The organism is Nocardia aurantia (genome assembly GCF_009604425.1).
Lineage (GTDB): Bacteria > Actinomycetota > Actinomycetes > Mycobacteriales > Mycobacteriaceae > Nocardia > Nocardia aurantia.
In genome coordinates this window covers 693,977-719,566 of the sequence record NZ_WEGI01000001.1, presented here as the reverse complement: position 1 = coordinate 719,566, position 25,590 = coordinate 693,977, and the positions used below count along the sequence as shown (strand labels likewise).

At 69.5% G+C, this 25,590-nt stretch carries 19 protein-coding genes; 5 read left to right on the top strand and 14 right to left on the bottom strand.

The features are described 5' to 3' along the window. Window positions 1-179: 179 nt before the first annotated feature. Together NRB56_RS02895 and NRB56_RS02890 are read left to right on the top strand one after the other, a co-directional pair. Window positions 180-1,019, top strand: coding sequence for a GntR family transcriptional regulator (locus NRB56_RS02895; RefSeq protein WP_153338863.1), 840 nt, complete (start codon window positions 180-182; stop codon window positions 1,017-1,019). After that, on the top strand, window positions 1,016-1,660 hold the full coding sequence (locus NRB56_RS02890) for a GNAT family N-acetyltransferase (protein ID WP_153338862.1): 645 nt from the start codon (window positions 1,016-1,018) through the stop codon (window positions 1,658-1,660). Before NRB56_RS02895 ends, NRB56_RS02890 begins: the two co-directional genes overlap by 4 nt. On the opposite strand, the gene NRB56_RS02885 is transcribed toward NRB56_RS02890, so the two are convergent. The 4 genes from NRB56_RS02885 to eccD form a co-directional block, all read right to left on the bottom strand. After that, window positions 1,643-5,437, bottom strand: a complete 3,795-nt coding sequence (locus NRB56_RS02885) for a hypothetical protein (RefSeq protein ID WP_153338861.1) — start codon at window positions 5,435-5,437, stop codon at window positions 1,643-1,645. The genes NRB56_RS02890 and NRB56_RS02885 overlap by 18 nt on opposite strands. Window positions 5,438-5,507: 70 nt before the next feature. Further along, entirely contained in the window at window positions 5,508-9,536 is a 4,029-nt protein-coding gene (eccCa, locus tag NRB56_RS02880; protein ID WP_153338860.1) for a type VII secretion protein EccCa, read from the bottom strand. A 21-nt stretch (window positions 9,537-9,557) separates the two neighbouring features. After that, a complete protein-coding gene (gene mycP, locus NRB56_RS02875) occupies window positions 9,558-10,982 on the bottom strand; it encodes a type VII secretion-associated serine protease mycosin (RefSeq protein ID WP_153338859.1) in 1,425 nt (474 codons plus the stop codon). Continuing rightward, window positions 10,979-12,454 carry a type VII secretion integral membrane protein EccD gene (eccD, locus tag NRB56_RS02870; protein ID WP_319942459.1) on the bottom strand — a complete coding sequence of 492 codons (1,476 nt, stop codon included), beginning with the start codon at window positions 12,452-12,454 and terminating at the stop codon, window positions 10,979-10,981. The genes mycP and eccD overlap by 4 nt, the downstream gene beginning before the upstream one ends. A gap of 152 nt (window positions 12,455-12,606) precedes the next feature. Here eccD and eccA point away from each other — a divergent pair, with 152 nt between their 5' ends. Together eccA and eccE are read left to right on the top strand one after the other, a co-directional pair. Beyond that, complete coding sequence (eccA, locus tag NRB56_RS02865; protein ID WP_153338858.1) at window positions 12,607-14,430, top strand: type VII secretion AAA-ATPase EccA; 1,824 nt, start codon at window positions 12,607-12,609, stop codon at window positions 14,428-14,430. A 30-nt stretch (window positions 14,431-14,460) separates the two neighbouring features. Continuing rightward, window positions 14,461-16,200 carry a type VII secretion protein EccE gene (eccE, locus tag NRB56_RS02860; RefSeq protein ID WP_319942458.1) on the top strand — a complete coding sequence of 580 codons (1,740 nt, stop codon included), beginning with the start codon at window positions 14,461-14,463 and terminating at the stop codon, window positions 16,198-16,200. An 84-nt stretch (window positions 16,201-16,284) separates the two neighbouring features. Here the strand turns inward: eccE and eccB are convergent, their stop codons facing one another. From eccB to NRB56_RS02810, 10 genes are all read right to left on the bottom strand, one after another. Beyond that, window positions 16,285-17,787: a type VII secretion protein EccB gene (gene eccB, locus NRB56_RS02855; protein ID WP_319942457.1), complete on the bottom strand. Its 1,503-nt coding sequence runs from the start codon at window positions 17,785-17,787 to the stop codon at window positions 16,285-16,287. 136 nt (window positions 17,788-17,923) lie between these two features. After that, window positions 17,924-18,220 carry a WXG100 family type VII secretion target gene (locus NRB56_RS02850; RefSeq protein WP_153338856.1) on the bottom strand — a complete coding sequence of 99 codons (297 nt, stop codon included), beginning with the start codon at window positions 18,218-18,220 and terminating at the stop codon, window positions 17,924-17,926. A gap of 43 nt (window positions 18,221-18,263) precedes the next feature. Beyond that, the gene (locus NRB56_RS02845; protein ID WP_227837141.1) at window positions 18,264-18,569 is read right to left on the bottom strand and encodes a WXG100 family type VII secretion target; all 306 of its coding nucleotides are present in this window, start codon (window positions 18,567-18,569) and stop codon (window positions 18,264-18,266) included. 71 nt (window positions 18,570-18,640) lie between these two features. Beyond that, a complete protein-coding gene (locus NRB56_RS02840) occupies window positions 18,641-19,459 on the bottom strand; it encodes an ESX secretion-associated protein EspG (protein WP_153338854.1) in 819 nt (272 codons plus the stop codon). Continuing rightward, window positions 19,456-20,526, bottom strand: coding sequence for a PPE domain-containing protein (locus NRB56_RS02835; protein ID WP_153338853.1), 1,071 nt, complete (start codon window positions 20,524-20,526; stop codon window positions 19,456-19,458). The genes NRB56_RS02840 and NRB56_RS02835 overlap by 4 nt, the downstream gene beginning before the upstream one ends. Window positions 20,527-20,538: 12 nt before the next feature. Then, window positions 20,539-20,865: a PE domain-containing protein gene (locus NRB56_RS02830; RefSeq protein ID WP_153338852.1), complete on the bottom strand. Its 327-nt coding sequence runs from the start codon at window positions 20,863-20,865 to the stop codon at window positions 20,539-20,541. A gap of 27 nt (window positions 20,866-20,892) precedes the next feature. Next, a complete protein-coding gene (locus NRB56_RS02825; RefSeq protein ID WP_153338851.1) occupies window positions 20,893-22,278 on the bottom strand; it encodes a hypothetical protein in 1,386 nt (461 codons plus the stop codon). Beyond that, window positions 22,275-22,595, bottom strand: coding sequence for a type VII secretion target (locus NRB56_RS02820; protein ID WP_153338850.1), 321 nt, complete (start codon window positions 22,593-22,595; stop codon window positions 22,275-22,277). The genes NRB56_RS02825 and NRB56_RS02820 overlap by 4 nt, the downstream gene beginning before the upstream one ends. Before the next feature lie 84 nt (window positions 22,596-22,679). Next, a complete protein-coding gene (locus NRB56_RS02815) occupies window positions 22,680-22,979 on the bottom strand; it encodes a YbaB/EbfC family nucleoid-associated protein (protein ID WP_227837075.1) in 300 nt (99 codons plus the stop codon). Between the two features lie 30 nt (window positions 22,980-23,009). Further along, the gene (locus NRB56_RS02810) at window positions 23,010-23,309 is read right to left on the bottom strand and encodes a hypothetical protein (RefSeq protein ID WP_319942456.1); all 300 of its coding nucleotides are present in this window, start codon (window positions 23,307-23,309) and stop codon (window positions 23,010-23,012) included. A 386-nt stretch (window positions 23,310-23,695) separates the two neighbouring features. Here NRB56_RS02810 and NRB56_RS40000 point away from each other — a divergent pair, with 386 nt between their 5' ends. Continuing rightward, window positions 23,696-25,582, top strand: a complete 1,887-nt coding sequence (locus NRB56_RS40000; RefSeq protein ID WP_153338847.1) for a hypothetical protein — start codon at window positions 23,696-23,698, stop codon at window positions 25,580-25,582. The last annotated feature ends 8 nt before the right edge of the window (window positions 25,583-25,590 follow it).

The following is a 25,590-nucleotide window of genomic DNA, read 5'->3' as shown; positions in this document are numbered from 1 at the left end:
ATACGTCTCCGAACCTGCCACGTTGCCTCGCCGTCTTCGCCGTTACAACCCTCGTTCAGGACAGTTCATTACAATAAACTGCGAAACCCGTGTGTCAAGGGTCACACGCCCACCATCTCGACGGAGTAGACTCCGAGTCCTCGAGCAAGCACGTCCTCCACGGAGATGCAGGGGGTCAGATGGTGGACGGTCCGAGGTACCTGCGCATCGCCGGTGTCCTGCGGGACGAGATCCGCGACGGCAGGTGGGGGCCCGGTGACCGCCTTCCCAGCCACACCGAGCTGGCCGAGCGGATGCAGGTATCGATAACGACCGTACGCAACGCGATTCAGGTCCTTGTCGCCGAAAACCTGCTGTACACAGCCACTTCCCGCGGCACCATCGTCCGTAGCCAGGAAGTGCTGGAATCCGTTGTCACTCATCACATTCGCCCGGATCGCCCGAAGGACGGCAACGACATCTTCTCGGAGATCGCGCGGGCCGCGGGCCGCGAGCCGTCCAAGCAGTTCAGCGCCCGGATGGAGCCGGCCGGCCCCGACGTCGCGAATTGGCTGGCGGTACCGAAGGATTCGTGGGTGGTCGCCCGAACTGTGGTGCAGTACCTGGACAACGAGCCCTGGTCCTGGGAGGTGAGCTTCTACCCGCGGGATCTGGCCGAGCACACCGGCATCGACTCGCCGCACGACATCCCGGAGGGAACCACCCGCCGCCTCGCCGCGTGCGGGCACGCCGAGACCGCGCACCGGGACACGCTCGTCGCTCGCCCGGCCACCGCCGAGGAGGCCACCGTCCTGGCCGTCGGCACCGGCACGATCCTGCTGGATCATCTGCGCATCGGCGCCAACCCCACCCGCATCACCCGGGTGTCGCGGCACCGCTCGACCGCGAACCGCAACCGCCTGGCCTACGAGCTCGGCGACGACGCCGGCATCGATCTCATCCGGAACGCCCTCGGCACGCCGCAGCCGCCGGGCAATTCACACTATTTCGGCATTTCTCTGGTACCCGGTTCACCATGAACATCCGCATTCGCCAGGGGCGTCCGGCCGATCTCGGCACCATCTGTCGACTTCGACTCCAACGGGCCTCCTGGCTTGCGGCCCGCGGTTCGGATCAGTGGACCCGGCAGGCGGGTGGCCTGTCGATCGAGGTTTTCGCGGCCGCGGTCGGCCATTCGCTGCGCCGTGGCGAGTCCTGGATCGCGGAGGCCGGCGGCGAACCGGTGGGCACCGTCACCGTCAACGACCGCGCCGACGCGGGCCTGTGGTCGCCCGCCGAGCTGGCCGAGGCCGTCGTCGTCCACTACATGATCGTGGACCTGCGCTGCGCCGGCCGCGCGGTGGGTGCGAACCTGCTGGCCCACGCGGCGGCCCTGGCCCGCGCCCGCCACCGCACCTGGGTCCGCCTCGACGCCTGGACGGCCAACACCGCCCTGCACGACTACTATCGCCGCGCCGGTTTCCGCCTGGTCCGGATCGCGGCATCGGCGATGCCCGGCCCCACCGAATCGGCGGCCCTCGTCCCGTCGGCGGCCCTGTTCGAGCGCCGCGCCGACGCATGGGCACGCACCACCGAACCGCCGAGAATCCCGCAACGCATCCTGATCACCACCCGCGATGCCGGGCTGACCGTGTCGTGCGTGTCATCCCGCACGGAATGACCCGGTCAGCAACGCGATCGCGATATCCGCGTAGACCCGGTCCTTGTCCCGCTCGGCCTCGCTGAGCCCCTCACCCGGCACCATGCCACGGTACGGCTCGAGCTGGTCCGGCCGCGCGGTCCGAAACTTGCGATTCAGCCAGCGCAGGTGGACCTCGTCCGCGATCGTTTCGCGGACCTGGGGTTCGGCGAGGTCGTGGCCGCCGTCCCGCAGGCGCGACGCGACGTCCACCGCGACCTCGACCGAGAGTTGGCAGTTGCGCTGCGCGTCGGCCGGCAGTTGCCAGTAGTCGGTGCCGACCAGTTCCACGCGATCGGTGCCGTTCGCGGCGATCCAATCCTGGTCCGTCGTCGGCACCCAGACCTCCGGGGCGCGGCCGTCGGCGTCCAGCGGCAGATCGAACCGCCACATGTCGTGCCCCTGGGCCGCGCCACGATGGATCAGGTCCGGATCGAACGGCACGGTGTAGTCGCGACTCACGTCCTCGTACAACTCGTTTCCGCTCAGTAGGGGCGCCGGTTCGGCGTGGGACTCGGTTCCCGTCAGGATTCTGCCATCGTGGAATGTCCGCGGAGTCCCGAGCCCGGTCACCCACCGCCCGTCGTGCAGGACCACCGCCGACGTTCCGGTCGTCGAATCCGGAAGCGCGCCGGTCAGTTCCGCCACCGTCGCCTCGTGCCCGTCGGCGGTGAGGAGCCGTTCGTTGCCGAGCCGGTCGGTACCCAGATAGGTGACCAGATGCCCGTCGATGTCGAATATCCGCGCGCCGCTTGTCATCTCACCGCGATAGTCGATCGTCGACAGCTCGGCTACCTCACCCGGGGCGTAGTAGCTGCGCTCGTGCAGGACCAGCGCCGTGACGGACTCGCCGCTGATGAACGCGGGCTCGGATCGAACACCCATCATGCTCCGCAACAACGCGTCGTGGCCCGAGGACTGCACCGGCCCGATACCGGAGGGCCCGAACCCGTCCGGATTCGGCTCCGGCCGGGAGAACCGCTCCGGCTGGGCCTCGTCGGGAAGCAGCCGGCGAACGTCACCCCAGGTGTAACCCGCTGCGCGCGTCGGCATTCGAACGGCCTCGCCCTGTGCGTGCCGTAACCTCGCGAACACGTCGGGCACGTTCGCGGCCGTGGGCACGGTGCCGCGGCTGTAGAGCGGGCGGGCGTACTCCACGCCGTGCTCCTCGCCCACGACGATCAGCTCCGAGATGTTCTCGGGCTGTGCGTAGGACATGTAGGTGGCGAGATCGGTTGCGCTGAAAGGGCTCTCGCGGAGGCTCACCACGACCCGGCCGCCGAGGCGCTCGAGCCGTTGGACGATATTGGCCATACTCGATGTCTCCGGTCGCAGGAAGCCGAACGGCTCCCCATCGATGCGGAACGAGATGTTCTCCCGGCCCCCGGAGCTACGCCGCGGCACCTGCTCCACCGAATAGCCGGCCCGCGCCATGAGGGTCGCCGCCCGATTCTCGTCCAGGCGAGCGTAATTGAACGGCACCATGTGCGGTGCCTTCCGGTCCCAGGCCGACAATCCGGGGCCGGTCGGCCCGGCATCGAGATCCGGTGGCCGCGATCGCCGCACTCGTACCCGCTGCGACGGCGTGGATTCCGTTGCCGAAGAATGGGAGCCGGACATCGCGGCGGGGTCCACGGTGTCCCCGTCCCGGCCGTCCACCCGGAATTCGTTGTCGTCGTGAGGAAGCCTGCGCCCACCGGCATCGTCACCGCCCGATCGGCCGGCCGGTCCGAGGTCGTGCCCACCCGAGGTCCCCGGCCCACCGGAGCGCGGTGTCGCCATGTCGTACCCGTGGCCGGACCGGCCGGAGCCCGGCACCGCGCCGTCCGATCCCAAACTCCAGCCACCGGTTTCGGGATCGCGCCCACCGCCAGCGGACCGCGGCGGCCGGCCGCGCCCGCCGCCATCCCCCGACATGACGGGCGAATCGGGTGAACTCCCGTGGATGCCGGGCGGATTCGCGACGGTGGATCCCGGATCGACTGTCCCGCCGACGCGTCCGGCGTTTCCCGGTACTTCCGAAACCGTATGCACCGGAGTAACTTCCGGTGCCGTGTGCACCGCAGGTACTTCCGGTGCCGGGTGCGCGCCGACCAGAACAGGCACCCGCTCGGCCGGGACGGCGGACACCCCGCTCGCCCCCAGGACCCGGGACGCATCGAAGACGACCGGCCGATGACTCTCGGTGACGGCCGCTCCCCAGTTCCCGGCCTCGCGCCGCGCGGCCGCCGCCGGATCGAACGGCACGGTGACGGTACCGCGATCGGCCATATGCTCGGCGATCCGGTTCTCGGTGAGTTCGGGAGCCGCCGACTCGGCCGCCCGAGCCTCCGCTGTCGTCGGATCCGCTGCCACAGTGCGCTTCTCGGTATCCGCAGACGCCGTCGGCACGGCCGGGTCCGACGTCACGACCGGCTCCTCTGCCGAAGCCGATGCCCGCCCCACAACCGGATCCGACGTCACGACCGATTCCTCCGTCGAGGCTGGTGCCCGCCCCACAACCGGATCCGCTGTCCCGACCGGATCGGCGGCGGCTGTCGTTGCCCGCGCATCCGGCGAGCCGATCATCAGGACATCTCTGCCGTCGCCACGCACGGTGACCGCGGGCCGCATCGCACCCCGTCCACCACCGGTCGTCGCGGGCGGCGCGGCTGCGCCCACGACCCCGGCCGCCGGGACCGCGGGGTCGCCGAGGGCACTCGTCGGCCGGGTGGCGGCGCCCGCCGCGATGCGGCCCGGTGCGGCGATCTCCGGCCGATCACCGATCGGCGGTCCGAGATGGCCCCGCAGCGACGGAACAGGGTGCACAGCAGCCGAATCCACGAATGTCGGGTGCGCGGCCCGCGCCGCGTGCACCATCCCGGTGACCCCGCCGACCATGCCGCCGACGATGCCGATCGTCAGGTTGTTCGTCAGCTCGCGCCCGGACAGGCTGAACTTCCCGGTGTACGCGGCTGTGGTGAGGCTCGCCGCCAGCACACCCGGAACCGCACCGCCGGCACCCCCCGCCGCGCCGAGCGCCAGGGTTCCGAGCACTGTCGAGAGGCGCGAGTCACGGACCACGCGGCCCAGCCACCGCTGCACCATGGGACCGGCGGCCGACGCGACCGCGGCGCCGCCGAGACCACCGGCGAGACCGCTGAGCAGGCCGGTCACGACGGTCTGCCCGTCGAGGTGCTCCCGATGCCCCGCCCGGATCTGACGCTCCTCCGCCAGCACCGGGACCACCGCACCGGCCGCGGCGCCGAGCACCCCCGCCGTCGTCAGCATCCCGGCCCGGCTCACCATGAAAGTGCGGCCGGAGGCAGCCAGTCCGGCGAGCCTGCCGCCGAGGAAACGCCGCCAGCCGACCCGCGCCGCGGCCCGGTCCTCGACGGCCTTCACCGCCCCGGCCTGGAGCATCATCGCATCGGCGGCAAGCTGCGCGACCAGGACGACACCCATTCCCGCCCAGGTGAACTGGCCTTCCTCGACCGTGTTGGCGCCTTGGTAGAGCTGCTGCGCGAGGCTGTCGGAGTAGTCCGCGTGGCCGTCCAGGGCAGCCGCGATCCGCTCCTGGTACGCGGCCACCCGCGCACCCGTGTCACCACCGAGCGAGGCTCGGGTCGACGCGGCGGAGTTCCGGTATCCCTGCGCCAGCGCCCGGCTCCGCTCCGCCGTCGCCGCGTGCGCGTCGGCGAGTTGCCGCATCGCACCCGGATGGCCGTCGGGCCGCGGGCCGAGCACCGGCTCCACCAGCTCCATCGGAAAATCGGCCACGGACGGTTCCTCTCACCTACCGTGGCCGATATTCGCACCCCGGGCGCCGGATTCCCGGCACCGAGAATGGTTACAGCGGGGGCAGATAGGCGATCTGCACCATCTCGTGCCCCTTGGTCCGGGAGACCAGGATGCCGCGGCCGGGCGGCAGTTTCTCGGGCCGGACATCGCCGATGATCTTGCCCTCGTCGCGGGGACCGCTACCGATCAGTGTGTCGACGCTCAGGTTCTTCATGCCGCCGACGACCGGATCGAACAACGCCCGGGAGACGCCGCCGATCCCGCGGGTGAGGACGAAGTGCAGGCCGATGTCACGCGCCTGGGGCAGGTATTCCACCAGTGGCGCAAGGGGATTGAGGCCGCCCCCGGCGGTGACCACCATGTCGTAGTCGTCCACGATGATGTAGATCTCGGGACCCGACCACCAGCTGCGTTCCCGCAATTGCTGTGGCGTGATGTCGGATCCGGGCGTCCGGCGCGACAGGTAGACGCAGATCTCGCGAATCATGTTGCCGCAGGTCTGCGATCCGGTCGAATAGCCGGCGAGGTATTCCTCGGGTACCACGCCGAGCATGGTGCGCCGGTAGTCGATCAGGATGATGCGGGCCTGGTCCGGGGTCGAGTTCTCGACGACGCCCATCGCGATGTTGCGCAACAGCGTCGTCTTGCCGCACTCGCGGTCGGTGAAGGCCATGAAGTGCGGGTCGGCGCCGAAATCGAGCACCAGCGGCTGCAATTCGGCTTCGCCGAGGCCGACGGCGATCCTGGTCGGGGACAGGTCGTACCCGTGCGCCCGGGCCAGCGCGACCACGTGCTCGCGCTCGGCCTTGTGCGGCAGCATCCGCACTTCCGGTGCGCGCAGGCCCGGATACAGTTCCACCAGAGCCTGTTTCGAGGCCGCGGCGCCCTCGGCCAGGGTGGCCAGCTCCATATCCGAATCCAGTCGCGGCAGGGCGATCAGCATGTGCAGCTTCTGCGGGGTCAGGCCGCGGCCGGGCCGGCCCACCGGAACCAGTGCGGAGGTGCGCCGATCCATCTCGGAGTCCGACGGGTCACCGAGGCGCAATTCGATCTTGGTGCCGATCTGATCCTTGATCACCGGCCGGATCTCGCCCCAGCGCCGGGCCACCAGGATCACGTGGATACCGAGCGACAGACCGCCACCGGCCAGCGCGTTCACCTGCGGTTCGAGCGCGTCGTACTCCTCGCGGATGGTCGCCCAGCCGTCGATGACCAGGAAGACGTCACCGAACCGGTCCTCGGCCATCGGATCGTCGGCCGGGATCCGGCCGCCGCCGGCGACCAGCGCGGCGTAGCGGCGGTTGCGGAAGTCGGTGATCGACTCGATCCCCCACCGGCTGAACCGCTCCTGCCGCTGCTTCATCAACGTCGTCATCTCGGCGATGGTGCGGCGGATCCGGTCGGGGTCGTTGGCCCGGGCCACCGATCCCACATGCGGCAGGCCGCTGAGGCTCGACAGTGCGCCGCTGCCGAAGTCGATGCAGTAGAACTGCACCTGTTCGGGGCTGTGCGTCGCGGCGGCGGCGGTGATGATGGTGCGGACCGCGGTCGTCTTGCCGGACTGCGGGCCGCCGACGATCGCGACATGGCCCTGCGCGCCGGCCAGGTTGATGGTCAGCACGTCGCGTTTCTGCTCGTACGGCTTGTCGATGATGCCGATCGGCATCCACAGCTGGCCGTGCCGGTTGACCGGCGAACGCCAATCCGGGTCCGGCAGCAGCATGTCCACCGTGGGCGAATCGTCCAGCGGCGGCAGCCACACCTCGTGCGCCGGCCGGCCGTGCCCGACCAACCGGCCGACCACCACCTGCAGCAGGGTGTCCGGGATGCCCTCGTCGGCCGGGGCGGGTGGCAGGTCCAGCGGATCGAGTCGTGGCAGTGCGGGGGTGGCCGGCATCTCCACCGGCGCCGCGGTGAACAGCCGCGGCGGCGCCTCGACGACCGCCTGCCCGCCGGCCCGGCCCACCGCCCGGGGCGCCACGTACGGTCCCGAGACGTAGGTCGCGTTGAACCGCAACGGATCCGACGCGTCGCTCTTGAGATATCCGGATCCCGGCACGGCGGGCAGGTGGTAGGCGTCGGTGATGCCGAGCACGGCCCGGGATTCGTTGGCGGAGAAGGTCCGCAGACCGATGCGATAGGACAGGTGCGAGTCCAGCCCGCGCATCCGGTTCTCCTCCAGCCGCTGTGAGGCCAGCAGCAGATGGACGTGCAGCGAGCGGCCGAGCCGGCCGATCATCACGAACAGATCCGCGAAATCCGGTTTCTGCGAGAGCAGTTCGGAGAACTCGTCGACGATCACGAACAACGCGGGCAGCGGATCCAGCGGCATCCCGGCCGCGCGGGCCTTCTCGTAATCGGTGACGTTCGCGAACTGCCCGGACACGCGCAGCAATTCCTGGCGCCGGTTCATCTCGCCGCGCAGCGCGTCACCCATGCGATCGACGAGGGTGATCTCCTCCTCGAGGTTGGTGATCACCGCCGCGACATGTGGCAGCGGGTCCAGGCCGAGGAAGGTCGCGCCACCCTTGAAGTCGACCAGCACCAGGTTCAGCTGATCCGGTGAATGCGTGGTGACCAGCGAAAGTACCAGCGTACGAAGGAATTCCGACTTACCCGAGCCGGTGGCGCCGATGCACAGCCCGTGCGGGCCCATGCCGAACTCCGCGGACTCCTTGATGTCGATCTCGACCGGCGCGCCGTCCGGGGTGACCCCGATCGGCACCCGCAACCGCTCCCGGCCGACCCGCGGCCGCCACACCTTCGCGGGATCGATACCCGCCGCGTCCGGAATCTTCAGCAGCGCCATCAATCCCGGATCGGTCGTGGTGTTGTTGTCGCCGAGGCTGACGATCTGGGCGGCGGTGGCGATCCGGTACCGGGCCAGCGCGCGGGCGTATGCCTCGGCCTCGGCGACGGTCACCGGATCGGCGGTCGCGAACTTCTCTACTCCCGCAGCGCTTTTGGCGAATACGTCGCCACCGGCGGCGACCAGTTGCAGGCCGCGCCGCGCGGCCAGCCCGGTCTCCGGCGCGGTGAGATCCAGCACGGTCACCGAGTCGAGCCCGGATTCGCTGATCAGCCGCTCGTTACCGCTGACGTAGCCGTCGTCGATGACGACCACCACGTGGATCCGGCCCTGGGTCGGTTGCGGATTGCGCATGAACCGGCCACGTTCCAGCAGTTCGTCGGCGAGCGCGGTCTCGAGTTCGGCCAGCGACTGGTACATCATCCGGGCCGAGCCCATGCCGTCGCGGTGACCGGCGTGCTGCAGGTGCGGCAGCCATTTCGCCCACGACCAGGTCGGCGAGTCGGGATCGGCGCAGACCACGGCGACGGCGACGTGGTCGGGGCCGTGGAACGCGGTGAGTTCCATCAACATCGAGCGCACCAGCATCTGCGCGTCCGCGGCCGGGCCGCCGATGTTGATGGCCGGGAACGCGCGCAGCGAGACCGCAGTCGGCAGCTGGTGCACGACGGAATGCGTCCGGACGAACCGGCGCAGCGCCACCGTCGACACCGGCTCCAGATCCTCCAGCGGACCCGTCTCCGGCCGCGCCAGCTTGGTGGCCAGCCGATGACTGCCGACCCCGACGCGCACATGCCCGAAATCGGGATCGTTGGGCCGGCGCTCCCACATCCGCCGGGTGCCGACGAGGCCCTGCAGATCGGCCGGCTCGGCATGGCTCCAGACCAGCATCTCCAGCTGCTTGACCCCGGTGCGCCGGACGTCCCGGCGGATCTGGTCCAGGTAGCGGAAGTAGTCCTTGCGTTCCTCGTCGAGTTCCGACGCGCTCTTGCCGCCCTTGCCGTACCCGGCCATCATGCCCACCATCGACATGAGCATCATCATCGGGAACATCATCATCATCGGGTTGGACAGCAGACTGCGGCCCATCATGACGAACATCGCCATCATGCCGACCACGGCGACGACCATGACGACCGGCATGAGTTTCGTCAGCAGCGGGCCGGCGACCGGCCGCGGAATCTCCGGCGGCGGCGTCAATCCGACCTCGCCGCCCGGCGCGCGCGGCGGCGCGATGCGCGGACGACGCACGAAACCCTCGGTTGCCATGAAAACTGTCCCTCCCCGGTACTACGAATCGAAATCTGGTAGCTCGTCGCCACTTCGCTTGCGCCGGTACGGAATCGCGATCAGCAGACCGATTCCGAGCGCGGCCAGGCACGCGATCGTGCCGATCGTGGCGACGCGCCGCGGCAGTGCGGGCGGGCCCGCCGGCTGCGTCGGCGGCGCGACGGCGTGCGCCTGGTCGACCCCCGCGCTGGGCGGCCGATCCGGCAGCTGCGCGGTGAGCGCGGCCAGTGGATCGATCAGCCCGGCGCCGACCCGGTCGTCCCGCCCCGGACCGGGCGCGTGTGCGGTACGCGTGATCCGGTCCATCACCTGTTGTGCGCTCAGGTCCGGGAAGCGCGCGCGGATCAGCGCGGCCAGCCCGGAGACGTACGGCGCGGCGAAACTCGTCCCCGCGTACAGCTGTGGCTGGTTCTCGGCATCCGGCAGTGCGTTGACCAGCCCGTCGGCGCCGGGCTGATTGTCCAGCGAGACAACGCCTTCCCCGACGGCGGCGACGCTCACCCACGGTCCGTGCAGGGTGAACGACGACGGGCTGCCGTCCGGCGCCATCGACCCGACCGATAGCACGTACGGGCTGAACCAGGCCGGACTGGCGACCGTGGTCACCCCCTCCCAGCCGCCGATCGCGTTCTGCTCCTTGCAGCGACCCTCGCCACCGGCGTTGCCGGCCGCCGCGACCACGACGGCGCCGCTGTCGTAGGCGTACTTCACCGCGGCCCCGAGCGCCGCGTCGGCGGTATCGGAACCCGCGGGCGTGCACGCCACCTGAGAGATGTTGATCACCTTCGCGCCCAGATCCACCGCGCGCACCACGGCCGCGGCCATGGTCAGCACATTGCCGTAGCCGTCGTCGTCGACATTGCCCGGCTGGCCGTTGCCGCCGCGGTTCTTCGCCTGGAACGCGGTGCTGGACTGCCGGATGCTGAGGATGTCGGCGTCCGGAGCCACCCCGGCGAAAGCGTCGTCGGGACTCGGCCGGGCGGCGATGATGCCCGCCACGAAGGTGCCGTGACCGTCACAGTCGAACAGGCCGTCCCCGCCCGCCTGCACGTAGTCGCCCCCGGCCTGGACCGGCGGCAGCCGCGGGTGCGGGGTGACGCCGGTATCGATGACCGCCACCTTCACCCCGGCCCCCCGGCTGAACTGCCAGGCCGCGGGCAGACCGAGTGCCCGCTGCGCGACCACCGGATCCCTGGGCACCGCGCCTTGCAGAAAAGGCTTGGCGCACAACCGTTCCGGCTCGGTCGGATCCGGCGGACCCGGCCGGCCGCTGAGCGCCTGCGCGGCGCCCAGCGCGCCCGGATCGATCGCCGGCGGCGCCACGGTCCGCACGGGCGCCGCATCGGCGGGCGACGGCCCGGCCGACAGCGTTGCGGCCAGCGTGACGAGGATCGGCACACACGTCCACGCGGCCCGCCACCTCATAGGTTCCGGGCCACCGTGTAGACATCCATGACCCACAGCACCAGCGGTACCACCGCCACGATGAGCAGGTACTCCACGATCTCGTCGAATCGGCGGACCACCGGCGAGACCTCGATATGCGGTCCGACGACACCGAATCCGATCGCGGCCACCGCGAACAGCAACAGCAGCCCGGCCGAGACCGGGACCAGCCGCGAATCCAGCACGGCCAGTCGCACTGCCAGCGCGACGAACACCAGCGCACCACCGGAGATCAGCACGCACGCCTGGGCCAGATCGGCGAAGGCGCGGCCGCGCAGGCACAGCACGATCGCGGTGACGACGGCCAGCGCCGCACCCTGCCAATGACTCGCGCCGAACCGGCCCACCGAGCCCAGCGCACCGAGCCCGGCCGACACGGTGCAGCCGAACAGCATGCCGGTCTGGAAATGGTTGGCGATGCGGGCCCGTTGCCCGAGTCCGGCCGCCGACGGCAGCACGGTGGCGCCGATCGCGCCGATGCCCTCGATCGTGGGCCGCGGCTCGTGATCGGCCGGGTCGATGGCGCCACCCGCGGTGGGCACGGGCGGCACCGGCAGCCGGGCCAGGCCCGCCGCCATCCGCGGCACCAGCGAAATCAGCAGCAGCGCACCGACGAGCAGGCCGGCGGCGATCTTCGGCAGCCCCGGATCCCACACCATCGACACCGCCGCGGCGATACCGCTGCACGCCGTCAGCGTGACGACGGCGGCGATCACCGAGGGCCCGGTCCCGATCAGCCGGTAGCCGACCACCGCCAGCAGCAGTGCGGCCGCCGAACCGAGCAACAGGTGCGGACTCCCCAGCGCCCCCGGGACGAACAGTGCCGCACCGCCGAAGATCGACAGCGACATGCACGCGGTCAGGATGGTCGCGGTCAGCTCGTCACCGTAGCGCCGGGCCACGATCACCGCGGAAACCAGTGCGGCGACAGCGAATCCGGTGAGCAGCGCGGGCACCATCCAGCGGTCGCCGGTGGCCCGCGAGGCGGCGGCCAGGCCCAGGACGGCCAGCATCGCGACCAGCGCCGCGACCAGGCCGGTCCAGCGCGCGGCGCCGGCGGACCAGCCGCGGAACTCCTCGGCCGTCAGCCGCGCCACCGCATCGATGACATCGTCGAACAGCGCCGGCGATTCCTTCGCCGCCACCGGCCGCAGCACCAGCAGTTCCCCGTCGTGGACGTCGGCCTCGCCGAGCGTCTGACTGGGCGCGATCATGTTGCGCCCCAACCGTGCCAGCGTCCAGTGCTGTGGACGCGACGGTACTCCCCCGTCCTCCTGATCGGGCAATCGTGGATTGCGCGATTCGATCAATGCCACGAGGTCGCCGATGAAGGCGGCCACGGGCACGGTAGCCGGAAGCCCGACGTCGAGCTGGGTATCCCCCCCGATGACGGACACTCGGCACAATTCGGGTTCGGCGGCAGCGCGGCCACCGATCGACTGTGCTGTCACGTGTCGATCTGCTCCTGTGAAGTCTCGGTTGCCCACGAGGGGCCGTCGTCCATAATGTATCGGAGAGCCGGTTTCGGCGCGACGGTACGATCCGGGGTGGGAATCATGGGGCAAACTGTAAGCAGAACAGCCGAATTCGGGGTTCCGCGGACATGACCGACATTCGCCAGGCACAGCGCGCTTTCGATGCCGGCGTGCTGTCCCTGGGATTGAGCATCGACGGACAGGAATCGACCCGCGATCTCGAGTACGCGAAGCTCGCTTTTACGCGTGCGACGGAATGGGATCCGACGATGTGCGACGCATGGCTCGGCCGCGCCGCCGCCGGCGAGGTCACCCGGGATGTTCTCCACAACCTGCACAAGACGAGTACCGTCAGTTTGCATCGGGAACAACGGCGATTGGGTTTGGCCCCACGGGTTCTCGCGGGCCGGTTCCTGCCCGGACTCTACATCGACTATCCGCTCGCGAGTTTCACCGAGATCTGGCTCGCCTATGCGGCCCAATTGATTTCCGCCCGCGACTTCGACGAGGCCGAGCGGGTTCTCGACGAACTCGCCGCGCTCCGCCGCGAACGCGCCGACGATCCGGAACGCGAGATCGACGATCGCATAGCCGGTTACGTGCGCGGCGTACTGCACTACACCACCCAGCGCTGGCCGGACGTGATGACCGTGCTGGCCGGATCCGCGCAGTGGGACGATCCGTACCTCGCCGCCGGCGCGCACGTCATGGTCGGCACCGCCTGCGCGCAGCTCGGCCTGTTCGGCGAGGCGATCCGGCGGATGGAACAGGCCGAGAGCGGGCCCATCCCGGCCGCGCGCACCGCGGCCATGTTCTGCCGCGGCCTGTGCCTGCGCGAGACCGGCCAGGCCGACGCGGCCCAGGCCCTGTTCGAGCAGGTGTATTCGCAGGCACCGGATTTCGCCGAGAACGCCGAGGCCATGCGGGACCGCACCTACCGGATCACCATCACCGGCAAGGAGGTCATCGACGCCCGCGCCGACCGCTGGGATCCGGCGTCGGCGCCCTCATTGCAGGAGAAGGAGCAGGCCGACGCGCAGGACCGGGCGAAGAAGATCCTCGCCGAGGCCCGCGCCGAACTGGACCGGCAGATCGGTCTCACCGCGGTGAAAACGCAGGTGGCCAAGCTGCAATCGAGTGCGCAACTGGCGAAGATCCGCGCCGAGAAGGGCCTGGCCAGCGCGGCCCGCGGCCAGCATCTGGCGTTCACCGGGCCACCCGGAACGGGGAAGACCACCATCGCGCGGGTGGTCGCGAAGATCTACTGCGGCCTGGGAATCATCAAGACCGACAAGGTGATCGAGGCCAAACGCTCCGATTTCGTCGGCGAGCATCTGGGCTCCACCGCCATCAAGAGCGACAAGCTGATCGACTCCGCTCTCGACGGCGTGCTGTTCATCGATGAGGCGTACACCCTGATCCAGCAGGGTCTTTCCGGCGGCGACGCGTTCGGCCGCGAGGCCGTGGACACCATCCTGGCCCGGATGGAGAACGACCGCGACCGGCTGGTCGTCATCATCGCCGGCTACGACGGCGAGATCGACCGGCTGCTCGCGGCCAACGACGGCCTGGCGTCCCGCTTCGCGAAACGGCTGCAGTTCCCGTCCTACACCGCCGAGGAACTGGGCCGCATCGGCGAAGTGATCGCGCGCAGCCGTGATTCGGAGCTGGCCGAGGGCGCGCTGGAGCAGTTGGTGGCGGCCTGCGATCGGCTCTACCACTTGGAGAGCACCGATCAGAGCGGGCAGCCGCGCCGCGGGGTCGATCTCGCGGGCAACGGCCGCTTCATCCGCAACCTGATCGAGGCGGCCGAGGAGGAACGCGAATTCCGGCTCGCCAACGACGATTCCCTGGACCTGAGCGCCGCGGACGCGTCCGTGCTCATGCGTATCGAGGCGCCGGACATGACGACCGCGCTCGACAACGTGCTCTCCTCGCTCGGCCTCGCCTGAGCCCGACCGATCCGGCAGGACAACACCATCGTGACTTCTTCCACGACCGCGCCCCCGGCCCGGCACGCCGCCGCATCCGAGGCGACGCTGTCTTCCGACGATCCCTGGCTGTTCCGCTATCTGCCACTGCGCCTGATCATTCCGGTCGCACTGGTGGCGATCGCCGCCTCCCTGGTGACCGTGGCCCTGCACCTCCCCTGGTGGGCAGTGGCGGCGGCCGCCGCCGTACCGGCCGTGCTGGGCCTGCTGATCGGCCGGCGGCTGGGCCGCTGGACCGCCTTCCGCTGGCGGCAGATGCGGCACGACGACGCCGAGGAACCGACCCTGGTCGACGCGGCCCTCCCCGAAGGCGGCAGCTACGGATTGCAGTGGGACGGAACCACTCTCACCACCATGCTACGGATCGATCCGCCGCCGGACACCCTCACCATGCTGCGCCGCGGCTCGCTGAGCACCGACCAGGTGCTGCCACTCACCGAAATCGCGAACTGCCTGCTGCAATTCGACATCGAGCTGGACTCCATCGACGTCGTCAGCACCGGAACCCGCACGGCCAGCAACGACGCCGTGCTGTCCGGTTACGCGGCCACCGTGGTGCCGCTGGCCCGGATGTACGACGAGATCCTCGGCCCGCTACCGGCCATCGCGCACCGGACCGTCTGGGTGGTGCTGCGGCTGAACCCGCTGGCCAACGCGAAGGCCGTGGGCAACCGCGGTGGCGGATCCGACGGCGCGCTGCGCACCGCCACCGCCGCCACCCGCCGCGTCGCCAACCGGCTCGCGGCCCGCGGCATCACCGCCTCGGTGCTCACCGCAAGCGAGATGACCAGCGCGCTGCGGGAATTGACACGAGGCGTCCCTGTCGAGGAATACACGGAGACCGCGAAGTCGCTGGAGTTCAATGGCGTTCACCTGGTGAACTACCGCATCGACAGCGAACTGATCAACGCCCGCGGCCTCGCTCGAGTGTGGGCGGTACCCAGCCTGGCGACCACCGTGGCGGTGCGGCTGCGGCCGGCCGAGCGAACGCCCGGCGACAGTGCCCGCCGCACACTGGAAGTGGATGCGCGGGTGCGCTACGACCTGCCGAGCGTGCCGGATCAGCCGCCGATCGAGGGCCTGCGCGAACTGCCGCGGCGCCAGTCCTGGGCTCTGCTGGACAGTCTGCCGCTCGGCGTGCGACCGGCGAGCGAAACCGGTTATCGCGGGCCGCTGGAGGCGCTGGAGGGCTTCGCGGTCCCCACCTCGGGCTGCGGGCAGCTCATCGGCGCCGACGAGTCCGGCCGCGGAATCGCGGTGCCGCTCATCGGTTCCGGTTCGCGCCGCATCGACATCGTCGGCAGTTTGATGCTCGCGCAGCAGGTGATCCTGCGGGCCATCGCGCTCGGCGCGGCCGCGGTCGTGTACACCAATCGGCCCGGCGCCTGGCAGGCGATGATCGCCGGCGTCGGCAACCAGCACGCGCTGTCGCTGGCCTCCTCCGTCACGCAGAGCCTGCGGCACAACACCGTTCCCGGTGGGCGGCTGCCGTTGCCCGCCGCCACCCTGGTGGTCTTCGACGGCGTCACCGCCGCCGCCCCGCCCGGCTCCGCGACGATTCTCACGCTGTACCCCGGAGTTTCGCCGCAGTGGCAGCCCAACGCCGACGTCACCATCCTGCAGCACCGCAACCCGACCAACCTGATCACGGTGATCACCCCGTCGGCCAGCGCCACCGCACAACTGGTGACCACACCCACCGAACAGCGGTATCTCGCGGGCAAGCGCTGACACAACGCGCACCTGGCGGCACCACTGCGGGACGGCATCCGGAGATGCTGTCCCGCAGTCACTTCCGGCGGAAAGCCGATCCGCTCAGTGCTTGTCGTACAGCAGCACGTCGCGCGTGACGAGCGCGCTCTGCTTGTCCAGCATCGGGCCCGGGACCAACTGGCTCACGATCGCCCATGGCGCCAGGCGCGGTGTCCGGCCCAGCCCGAGCACGTCGGCGGTCGCGATGTCCGGGACGCCGTAGCGAATCCCGTTGTCGGACACGTAGTACAGGCCGTCGCGGCGCACACTGCCCGCCTCGGTACCCGTGGCCTGGATGAACTCGCCGGTGGCGGGCGGCACGTACACGCTGTCGGCGCGACTGCCGCCGCCGTTGCCGGAGGCCAGATCCATCGGCGTGGCCGAATCCGGCAGCGGCAGCCGCGTTCCGGCGAGCAGCGTGACGCCGGCGCGATCCGACGGACCCTCGGCCGCGTCCTTGCGGCCCGGCGCGGTGCCCGGATCCTTCGACCAGGCCATGCAGGTGACCGGGGCGTCCTCGACCCGCACGATCTTCGGCGTCTCGGCCGGGAAGTCGTCGACGGGCAAGTCCCCCTTGGCGATTCGCATACCGTCGAGCACATCCGGTGGCAGCTGCGGGATATCGCTCATGCCGTGCGAGTCGGCATTGCGGAGCACCTGCGCGGTGAACGGCGAGATGTTCTGCACCCCGTCGTCGAGCACGACGTACAGGTCCGACTTGTTCGCCTCGGCCGTGCCGCCGACCCGGATGACGGCGCCCACTCGCATATTGCTCAACCGGCCCGGCCCGGGTTCGTCGGCGTGCGGGACGACCGGCGGCGTCAGCATCGGCACCTCCGCGGCGGCGCCGAGCAGGCCCAGCGAGATCGGCCGCGGCGGCTGCGCCGAAAGGTTCAGGGTCCGGGCCATCACCGAATTCTGCGTGTCCACCTGAGCGCGTTTGCCGTCGTAGAGCAGGTACGTCCGGTCGCCACTGCGCGCCAGCAGGGCGGCATCGCGATCCGCCGCCCGGATCCGGGAGCTCAGATCGAGTTTGCCCACGACGGCAGTGGTTTTCACGCCACTCGCCCCGCCGGCGCGCGCGGTGTCGCAGAGAGTCCAATTCGAATGGTCCCCCTGGGTGGATCCGAGCAACGCGGCGGGCGCGCCGGGGATGCCCTGCAGAGGCCCGCGCGGCACGGTGTTCAGCTTGGCGTCCTTCACCGATTTCGGGGTCTCGTTGCTGCCGGTGATCAGCCGCGCCGAGGCGAGATTCAGCACCGGATGCAACGTCATCCGGCTCGCGTCGTTCTGGTCGCGGTCGACGATGTACAGGGCGCCGCTGTCCTTGCCCATCACGATCTTCGCCTTGTCGCCGATCGTGCCCTGCGGACGGATGAACGCCAGAATCGAGCACCCGGCCACCAGCAGCACCGCGAGCACGGCGCCGACGATCAGCGAACGCATCTGTGACCGCATCGGATCGTGCAGCATCCGGATATCGCGGCGGACCATGGCGTGGTCCAGGCGGCGCAGCAGGAAGCGATATCCGTTGACCTGGGCGCGGGTGCTCAGCTGGGCCGGCACGGGTCCTCCCTCATCTGTCTGTCCGGTGGTGCGTCGATCGGCACCTGTACACAGCCGTACACCCCGACCGGATATCGCTCCGGGCGGGGTGCACGATCGAATGGCATCGTCCGCTGATCCGGCCGATTCGCCGGGATCAGAGCGAGCTGAAGCCCTGGCCGACCGAGTGATCGGTGCTCAGCGCGCGGTGCAGTGCGTTCTCCACGGCCGCGGCCACCTTCTGCAGGGCGACGAGCCCGTCGTGGTAGGCGCCGTCCCACTGCTGGTGGACGGCCTGGAAGTCCGCGTGGCCCTCGTTGCCCTCCCAGGCGGCGGCCAGGACGTTCCCCATATCGGAAACGTCGCCACCGAAGGTGTGCAGATCCGTGTGGAACTTGTTGAGATCACCGGCCAGCTGGGTCATGGGGCCGGACTGATATTCGAAACTGGTCATGAATTACTCCGGAGTCGTCGAGCCGATGGATTGTCCGAGGCGATCAGGACAGACCGCTCAGGTGCTGGAATTCCGTGTGGTTGTCGGCCTCCGCGCTCAGGTACTGCTTGGTACCGTGGCCCACCTGCTGGGTGATCCGATCGAGCAGACCGTTGATCTTCACCGAGGCGGCGCCCCATTCGGCCGCGGCCGCATTGAACGCGTCGCGGGCATCGCCGGACCAACCGGCCGCGGCGGTGACCTCACCATCGATCTGCTTCAGCGTGGCACGCATGTTGTCCACTGCCGCCGCCATTCCCTGCTCCGCTTTACCAGCGGCAGCGGAATCAGCCTTTACATTACCGGCCATTGTGCCGTTCACCTTTCACTGTGGATTTCGGTTGCCGGAAAGTGCGTTTCGAAAGCGGCACCCCCCGATGTTCATCGATTCACGTCGTGCACGTCGGACTGATCCGCCGGCCACCTCCCCCCCGGCAGCGACTCGATCAGCCCCCGAATCGCATCCCCGATCCGGCGATCGGTACCCGGTGCCAGCGTCGACCAGACCTGCTGATCCGCGGCGACCCCGGGCGTGGCGACGATCCGGCCGCGCGCCGTGTCGTACACGACGACGGCCCCCGGCGATCGGTCCAGCACGCCGTCGGCGTGCGCGTAAGCCACCAGTTCCGTGTACCGGTGGCAGGTTTCGAGCGCCAGCCCGTACGCGGTGGCGTCCCGGTCGGCGACACCGAGCCCGTAGACGGCGTCGGCGTAGTCGGCGGACGAGCCGGCGCCGTCGAGCCGGTCCCGGAATTCCGTGGCCGGGGCGCTGACGTTCACCACCTCGGCGGCCGGCGCCGGACCCAGCACGTCGAGGATCGGCCGGGCCAGCGACTCGCTGGAACCGTCGGCCCACACCGTGCGGAGGTCGTAGCTGTCGCCGCGGCGCACCGCGAGCGCGTGCTCGGCCCCACGCCGCGCCAGGCAGATCCGAATCTGCTTGTCGTCGGCGATGATTCGGGCGACGAGCTCACGATCCGGCTGCGCCAGCACGAACAGCGCGGTGGCGATCCCGGGTTCGACGTCACCGTGCCGGTCGATGAGGCGATCGGCCCGCAACCCGGCCAGCGCCTCGTCCTGGGCGGCGGCCCAGTCGTCGTACCGCTCGTGCCGCGGCGACGCCGCCAGCACCAGCGGCAGGGTCTGCACGCCGAGATGGGCCGCCAGCGCCAGCAGGCCGTCGTTGGTCACCGTGGTCATGCGGGCGCCTCCCCCGCCGCGGGGCGGGCCTCGGTGGCCCGCTCCGGTGCGGCCTGCCCGGCCGTGGCCGGCGTCTCGGCCCGTCCGCTCTGCGCGCTGACGACCTCGATGCCGGTCGGAACCCGTTGTGCCGTGGGGTCGAGACCACCGAGCACCGCGGGCGCGGCCTGCATTCCGGTGTCCATCTCGAGTTCCGCTGCGGCAGCGGCGGATTCGCCGGGAAGCGCGGCCCGCGGGAAATGCTGCCGGGACTGCGGCGGGGCGGTGACCGGCGGCGGCGGCGCCATCGGCATCGATCCGATCGGCTGCACCGAAACCTGTTGCGTGGTCACCTTTTCCACGGTCGACTCGGACGTGACCCGGTTGACGTTGCGAGAACGGTACGAGGTCAGGACCGGAGCGAAGTCGATGGTCCCGAGCCCCGGGTAACCGGTGGGCAGCGACACCGGCGCGGCCTCCGGGGTCGCGACCGCCGTACCGCTCTCGGCCGCGAGCGCCGCGTCGGACACCACGACCGGTGGGGCCTGGTGTTCCCACGGCGTCGCGAGCGGTTCGGTGGCCGCCTCGTAGGTGCGCATCACCCGGGCCGCAACGGCTTTCGCCGCATCGGCCTGCCCGTCGAGCTGCGCGAGGGCGCCGAGCATCGGCGCGCCCAGCGCGGTACCGACCTGTTCGAGGTTCTGCTGCATCGAGTGGATCGCCTCGACCTCACCGGCATCCGGCATGGCCAGCCGGGCGATCTCGTAGGCGGCGGCGTGCGCCTCGGCCTGTGCCGCGTTGGCCGCGGCGGCCGCGGCCGCCTCCGCCAGCCAGTTACGCAGCGCTCGAATCCGTTCCAGCACATCGCGACTCGCCTGCGACTGCCAGGCGGAGTCGATGAGACCGAGAATGTGCTCGTAATCAATTGCCGCCGCGGCGAAGCCGGCGCCGAGCCGGGCCCAGGCGAGCCCGGCCTCCGCGGTCGGCGCCGCACCGGCGCCGGTCACGAGGTCGCGCGCCAGTTGCTCGGGCGGTTTGGCTTCCCATACCTGCCCGGTGAATCCCGGTGCCATCGGCTCCACCACCATCTCGAACCTCGATCAGACCGTCGCGGCGCCACCGAAATCGGCGGCGTTGTCGGTGTCCAGCTGTCCGAGCCGGCTCGACTGCACCCGCAGCGTGGCGGCCAGCTTGCGTACCTCGAGCACACCGGCGTCGGCGCTGTTGCGGAAGGACTCCGCGACGGCGTCGAGGGTCTGCGCCGCCCGCACCGACACCTCGTCGGCCCCGGCCGGTGCGGCCGTCAGCTTCATCTGCTCGTTCTGCAGGTCTCCGGCCAACCGGCCGGCCAGCCCGTCCAGCTGTGCCGCCGCGTTCGCCGCGGCGGCCGGATCGAACTGCACGCCGCCGAAATCGCTCGTGACCATGGCAATTCTCCTGTTCCTAGCGGAAATTCAGAGCGTGAGCTCTTTGTCGGGCGGTGGCTCGGGCATCGGTTCGGCCGCGCCGACCACCGGCAGCGAGACCCCCTCGATCGTGCCCACGACCTCGTCGCCGTGAGCGCTGGTGACGAGATTCGGGCGGTGTTCGTCGTTGGATCCACCCTCGCCCGGGCGCGCGGCCCCGGCCAGGCCGGCGCCGGGCATCATGCCGGGAGCCGCGGTCGTCGTCGTGGTTGTCGTTGTCTCGGTCTCGGTTTCCTCGGTCTGGCCGGTGCGCGGTGCGTGCGGCTGCCCCAGCGAGGGCAACCCGGCCCGCGGGCCACCGCCCTGCCAGCCACCGCCGCCACCACCCGTCCCGCCCAGCGGCATCCCGCCGATGCCCGCCACGCCACCACCGGCCGTCTCGCCGGCGGCGGCGCTACCGAGCTGCGCCGCGTTCTCGGCGGCCGAGACCGCCTGGGTCGACGCCCCGCTCAACGCCTGCTCCGCCGGTCCGAGGGCCGAACTCGCCGCGCTCGACAATGCCTGCGCGCCTTGACTGATCGCCTGCTGCCCCGCCGAGACCGCCTGACTCACCGCCTGTTCGCCGACCGACGCGACCTGTGTGGCGGCCTGCGCGCCCTGCTCCAGATACGGCTGCACGAGATTCACCGCCTGCGAGGCCAGGCCGGAGACCTCACCGAGGTCGGGCACGCCGTCGATGAAGATCTTCATCCCGGCCGCGGCCATCTGCGCCGTCTGCACGGTCAGTTCGCCACGGGTCTTGGCCGCGATCGTGGTCGCCTCCCCGACGGCCTCGGTCGCCATCCCCATCAGCAACGGGATCCCCACCGGCGTGAACAGGAAGACCCCGCCCGCAACCACTTCGGCGATGAACTTCTGGATCACGGCCGTGAGTTCGGCGGCTCCCTCCGCCACCACCTGCTGCGCCTGCAACAGGATCCCCTTCTGCTGCTGTCCCTGATCGGCGACCTTCACGCTGTCCTGCTGCGCCTGATCGCTCTTGTGCTGCGCCTTGTCGGAGGCGTCGCTGTTCCAGTTCGGCGCGACCGCGGCGTTCGCGTGCGCCCCCTGCGTCGCCGTCGACATCAGCGCGTTCGCGACCGACGACAGCAACTGCGTCGGATCCAGGCCCCCGCCACCGAGTTTGCCGGATCCGAAGGCCTGCAACAGTTGCAGCGCCGGCTGGATCAGCGCCGAGGGATCGATGCTGGGCAGCGGCGGCAACTGCGGCAGCGGCGGCAACTGCGGCATGGCCGGCAGTTGCGGTAATCCCGCATCCCGCAACATATCCGACACCGGACGATCCAGCATGGGCCCGATCGGACTGCCGCGCAGCACATCCAGCACCGTCGGATCGAGGTGGCCGCCCACCGCCCCCACGGCCGGAGTGGTCACAACAGGCCGGCGATACTCGAGACGAACGAATTCGCGTTGCCGAGTTCGGTACCCGTGTACGAGGCCGCACCCTCGAGCGCGCCCGTGGCGATACCGGCGTGCACAGCGGCGATCTCGGCACTGGACTGCAGGAAGCTGAACTGCGCCTGCGCGAACGCGGCCAGGAAGTCCTGCCCGATCAGCCCGAACACCGGCACCGCGGCGGCCAGCGACCCCACGACATCCGCCGCGGCGGAACCCGCCACCTGCCCCGCCATCCCGGCGTGCTGACTACCGAATGCCGCAATGGCCGCGGGATCTGCTTTCAGATCGCCCATTGGATTTCCCTCCCGGAAGTGTCGATCGTATGACGTTACAGAAATGAAAGTGGTTGCGCCAGAATCTCTTCGCGAATCGACGGCTTATCCGCCGACCTGCTCCGAGCGCTCGCCGTTGAAGTCGGTGATCAACTCGGAGAGGCGAGCAAAAGCCTGCTGCGCAGCCGCATTCGCGGTATCCACGAGGACCCGCTCGAACTCCTCCGGCGACATACGCGAAATGTCACCCGAGAACTCGAGATTCCGTAAAGCCCCGTTACCGTCGACCTCGACCGCGATGGCACCGTCCTCGGAGACCTCGCGCGCCCGCACACGCGCCACATCCTCCGAGAACCCCTGCATCCGATACAACTGCCGACGAACCAGACCCTCCAGGTCGTCCATCGATTCGATCATTGCCCACCCCTCGATACGTCAGATCGACCGAAGCCAGCTCTGCGGCTCCGTGTCGTAGTCCTGCTCCTCGACGATCTCCTGCCGAGCCAGCTCGGCCTCCGTAGGCAGCCCACTGTGCGCGAGACTCGCAGCACCGATCCCGGCCGCCTCCAACTGCTTCCGCCGAGCGAGCCCCGCCCGATTGGCGGACCGCTGACACAACCGAAGCACCTCACCGGCCAACTGCATCGGATCCTTGCCGTACAACTCGGACGCCTCGATCCGAATCCCCAGCGGCAGACCCTGTTCCGTGGTCCGCACCACGATCGAACCGGTCACCGAGGCAGCGGTGTATGTAGGCCATCGATCCGAGTCTTCACCGGCGCAGTCCTCGCCCGGCGGATCTGGATCACCCATGCTTCTAACTCCCCTCCTGTGTAGCACAACAGGTATAGCACCCACGGCTCATGTGCGCCAGCGGTATTCGGCTGCGGGCACGCTCTTCCCCGGCCGTGCGTCCACACGGCCCGCACACCGAACCGACCGGGTCGCAGTACTATTGGCGCCGCACCAGAAAGAAGGGGGTCTGCATGCAGGGGGTGGCAACACCGGGCCGGCTTGGAATCGTCCTCGGTGTCGACTCGGTAACCGCGGTCCTGGTCGACGACTACGGCGAACCACAACCCGTCCGTTTGTCGGACCACGGATCGTCGATGTCGTCCGCAGTGGTGGTCGAATCGAATTCGGTGATTCACGCGGGTGATTCGGCCGCAGCTCGCCTGCATACCGCGCATCCCGGCCTGATCATCCAGCCGAGACGATGGATTGCACTGGGGCAGAATGACTTTCGTTTTCCGAACGGGATCTCGGTGCCCGCAACGAATGTCATTGCGGCAGTCCTGTTCGAGGTGATGCGGCGCGCACGCGGCGCCGGCGGCGCGCCGACCGGCCTGGTTCTCACGCACCCTCAATCCTGGGATCCCGGCCGCATTTCGATTCTCGTCGGGGCAGCGCGGCAGATCGGATTCACACCCGACCGAATCCGGATCATCCCCGAGCCCGCGGCAGTCGTCCACGGCCACGGTCGCATCGCCTCGGGTTCTCGCCTGGTAGTGGTCGACGCCGGCGACGACGGGGTCGAGGTGACCGTCCTCGTCGCCGCGGCGAACGGTGTACTGCACACCGTCACATCGCAACGAGATTCGCAATTCGGCGGTGCACCGGTCGACGCCTCACGGATCGCCCGATTCACCGCCGCCACCATCGAACAAGCCGGTATCAGCGGCGAATCGGAACTGGTGACCCTGTACCCGGCCGGCGAACTGTCCGCGACACCGTCACTGCGTTCCCTGCTCGCAGAGATCGCGCCGCTCACGGTCTCCGACGAGCCGGAATCCACAGCCGCCGTAGGGGCGGTGGTCGGGCCGTCGACCGCGGCCAACGGATCATCGACGGTCGATCCGCCGATCGCACCGGACCGCCAGGGCACGTCGGGCCACCCGCCGCGATCAGCGCAGCGACGACCACGGCGGCGTGCGGTGACCGCAACGGCCTGGGTCGGCGCCGCCCTGACACTGCTGGCGGTGGTTGCCGCATCCGCCGTCTACCTCTCGTCGCACGGCAAGAAGGAAGCGATCGACGACGGTACCGGCCGATTTCAGACGATTCGGGTCGGAATGTCCGACGACTACAACGAAATCGCGGTGGACCCCACGTCCGGCAACATCTATGTGAACAATCGGCATGACAATACGGTCTCCGTCATAGACGGTAGAACACGCACAGTCACGGCCACCGTTTCGGTGTCCGAGGGACCAGTCGGCATCGCGATCGATCCTGCGCTTCACCGGGTTTACAGCGTCGGGTGGGGAAAATCGGTCCCGCCGGAGAACCAGAAGTCGCTTCTATCCGTCATCGACACGATCACCAATCGTGTCGTCACACAGATTCCGACGGGCCTGGCGTCACGAGCAGTAGCCGTCGACCCGGCGAACCACAACGTGTACGTCGCCAATACGAGATCCGGCGACAATCAACCGAACGCCTCCAGCAAACTGATGGTGATAGACGCCCAATCCCTCACCGTGAAGTCCGCTGTCCCGATCGGCTACAACGCGTCGAAAATCGCACTCGATCCCCAGAGTCGAATCGCATATATCGCCGGCGACTATCTGGAACCATCGAAAGCGACGCCCACCGCGGGCCTGGTGCTCGTAAATCTGGATACCACCACGGTATCCAGTAATATCGCGTTACCGAACGGAGCGTTCGATGTCGCAGTCGATGTCACGGACAAAATGGTCCTCGCCACCGCCAAGGACGTCATTTATTTCATCGATACATCCACGGCCGGATCGGTAGCAACCGTACCGAATCCCGGCTCCCTCACCGAGGCCGTCATCGTCGATCAGACCAAACATCTCGCATATGCCACCCGTGGCACCGCGGAGAACGAGTCGATAGCAGTACTGGACACATCGAAACGATCCGTTGTCGATACGATCGAGATCGGCGCCGACGCCGCCTGCCACGGCCTGGCTTCGAGTGGCGGATCAGCCGCCGTCTATGTCGCCTGCGATTTCGACAAGGTGCTGGTCCTGCCAGGGCGATGATGCGGAGA

Coding starts and splice junctions, on each gene's coding strand:
- NRB56_RS02895 (WP_153338863.1), top strand. CDS start 180: ATGGTGGACGGTCCGAGGTACCTGCGCATCGCCGGTGTCCTGCGGGAC.
- NRB56_RS02890 (WP_153338862.1), top strand. CDS start 1,016: ATGAACATCCGCATTCGCCAGGGGCGTCCGGCCGATCTCGGCACCATC.
- eccCa (WP_153338860.1), bottom strand. CDS start 9,536: ATGGCAACCGAGGGTTTCGTGCGTCGTCCGCGCATCGCGCCGCCGCGC.
- mycP (WP_153338859.1), bottom strand. CDS start 10,982: ATGAGGTGGCGGGCCGCGTGGACGTGTGTGCCGATCCTCGTCACGCTG.
- eccA (WP_153338858.1), top strand. CDS start 12,607: ATGACCGACATTCGCCAGGCACAGCGCGCTTTCGATGCCGGCGTGCTG.
- NRB56_RS02850 (WP_153338856.1), bottom strand. CDS start 18,220: ATGACCAGTTTCGAATATCAGTCCGGCCCCATGACCCAGCTGGCCGGT.
- NRB56_RS02845 (WP_227837141.1), bottom strand. CDS start 18,569: ATGGCCGGTAATGTAAAGGCTGATTCCGCTGCCGCTGGTAAAGCGGAG.
- NRB56_RS02840 (WP_153338854.1), bottom strand. CDS start 19,459: ATGACCACGGTGACCAACGACGGCCTGCTGGCGCTGGCGGCCCATCTC.
- NRB56_RS02835 (WP_153338853.1), bottom strand. CDS start 20,526: ATGGTGGTGGAGCCGATGGCACCGGGATTCACCGGGCAGGTATGGGAA.
- NRB56_RS02830 (WP_153338852.1), bottom strand. CDS start 20,865: ATGGTCACGAGCGATTTCGGCGGCGTGCAGTTCGATCCGGCCGCCGCG.
- NRB56_RS02820 (WP_153338850.1), bottom strand. CDS start 22,595: ATGGGCGATCTGAAAGCAGATCCCGCGGCCATTGCGGCATTCGGTAGT.
- NRB56_RS02815 (WP_227837075.1), bottom strand. CDS start 22,979: ATGGACGACCTGGAGGGTCTGGTTCGTCGGCAGTTGTATCGGATGCAG.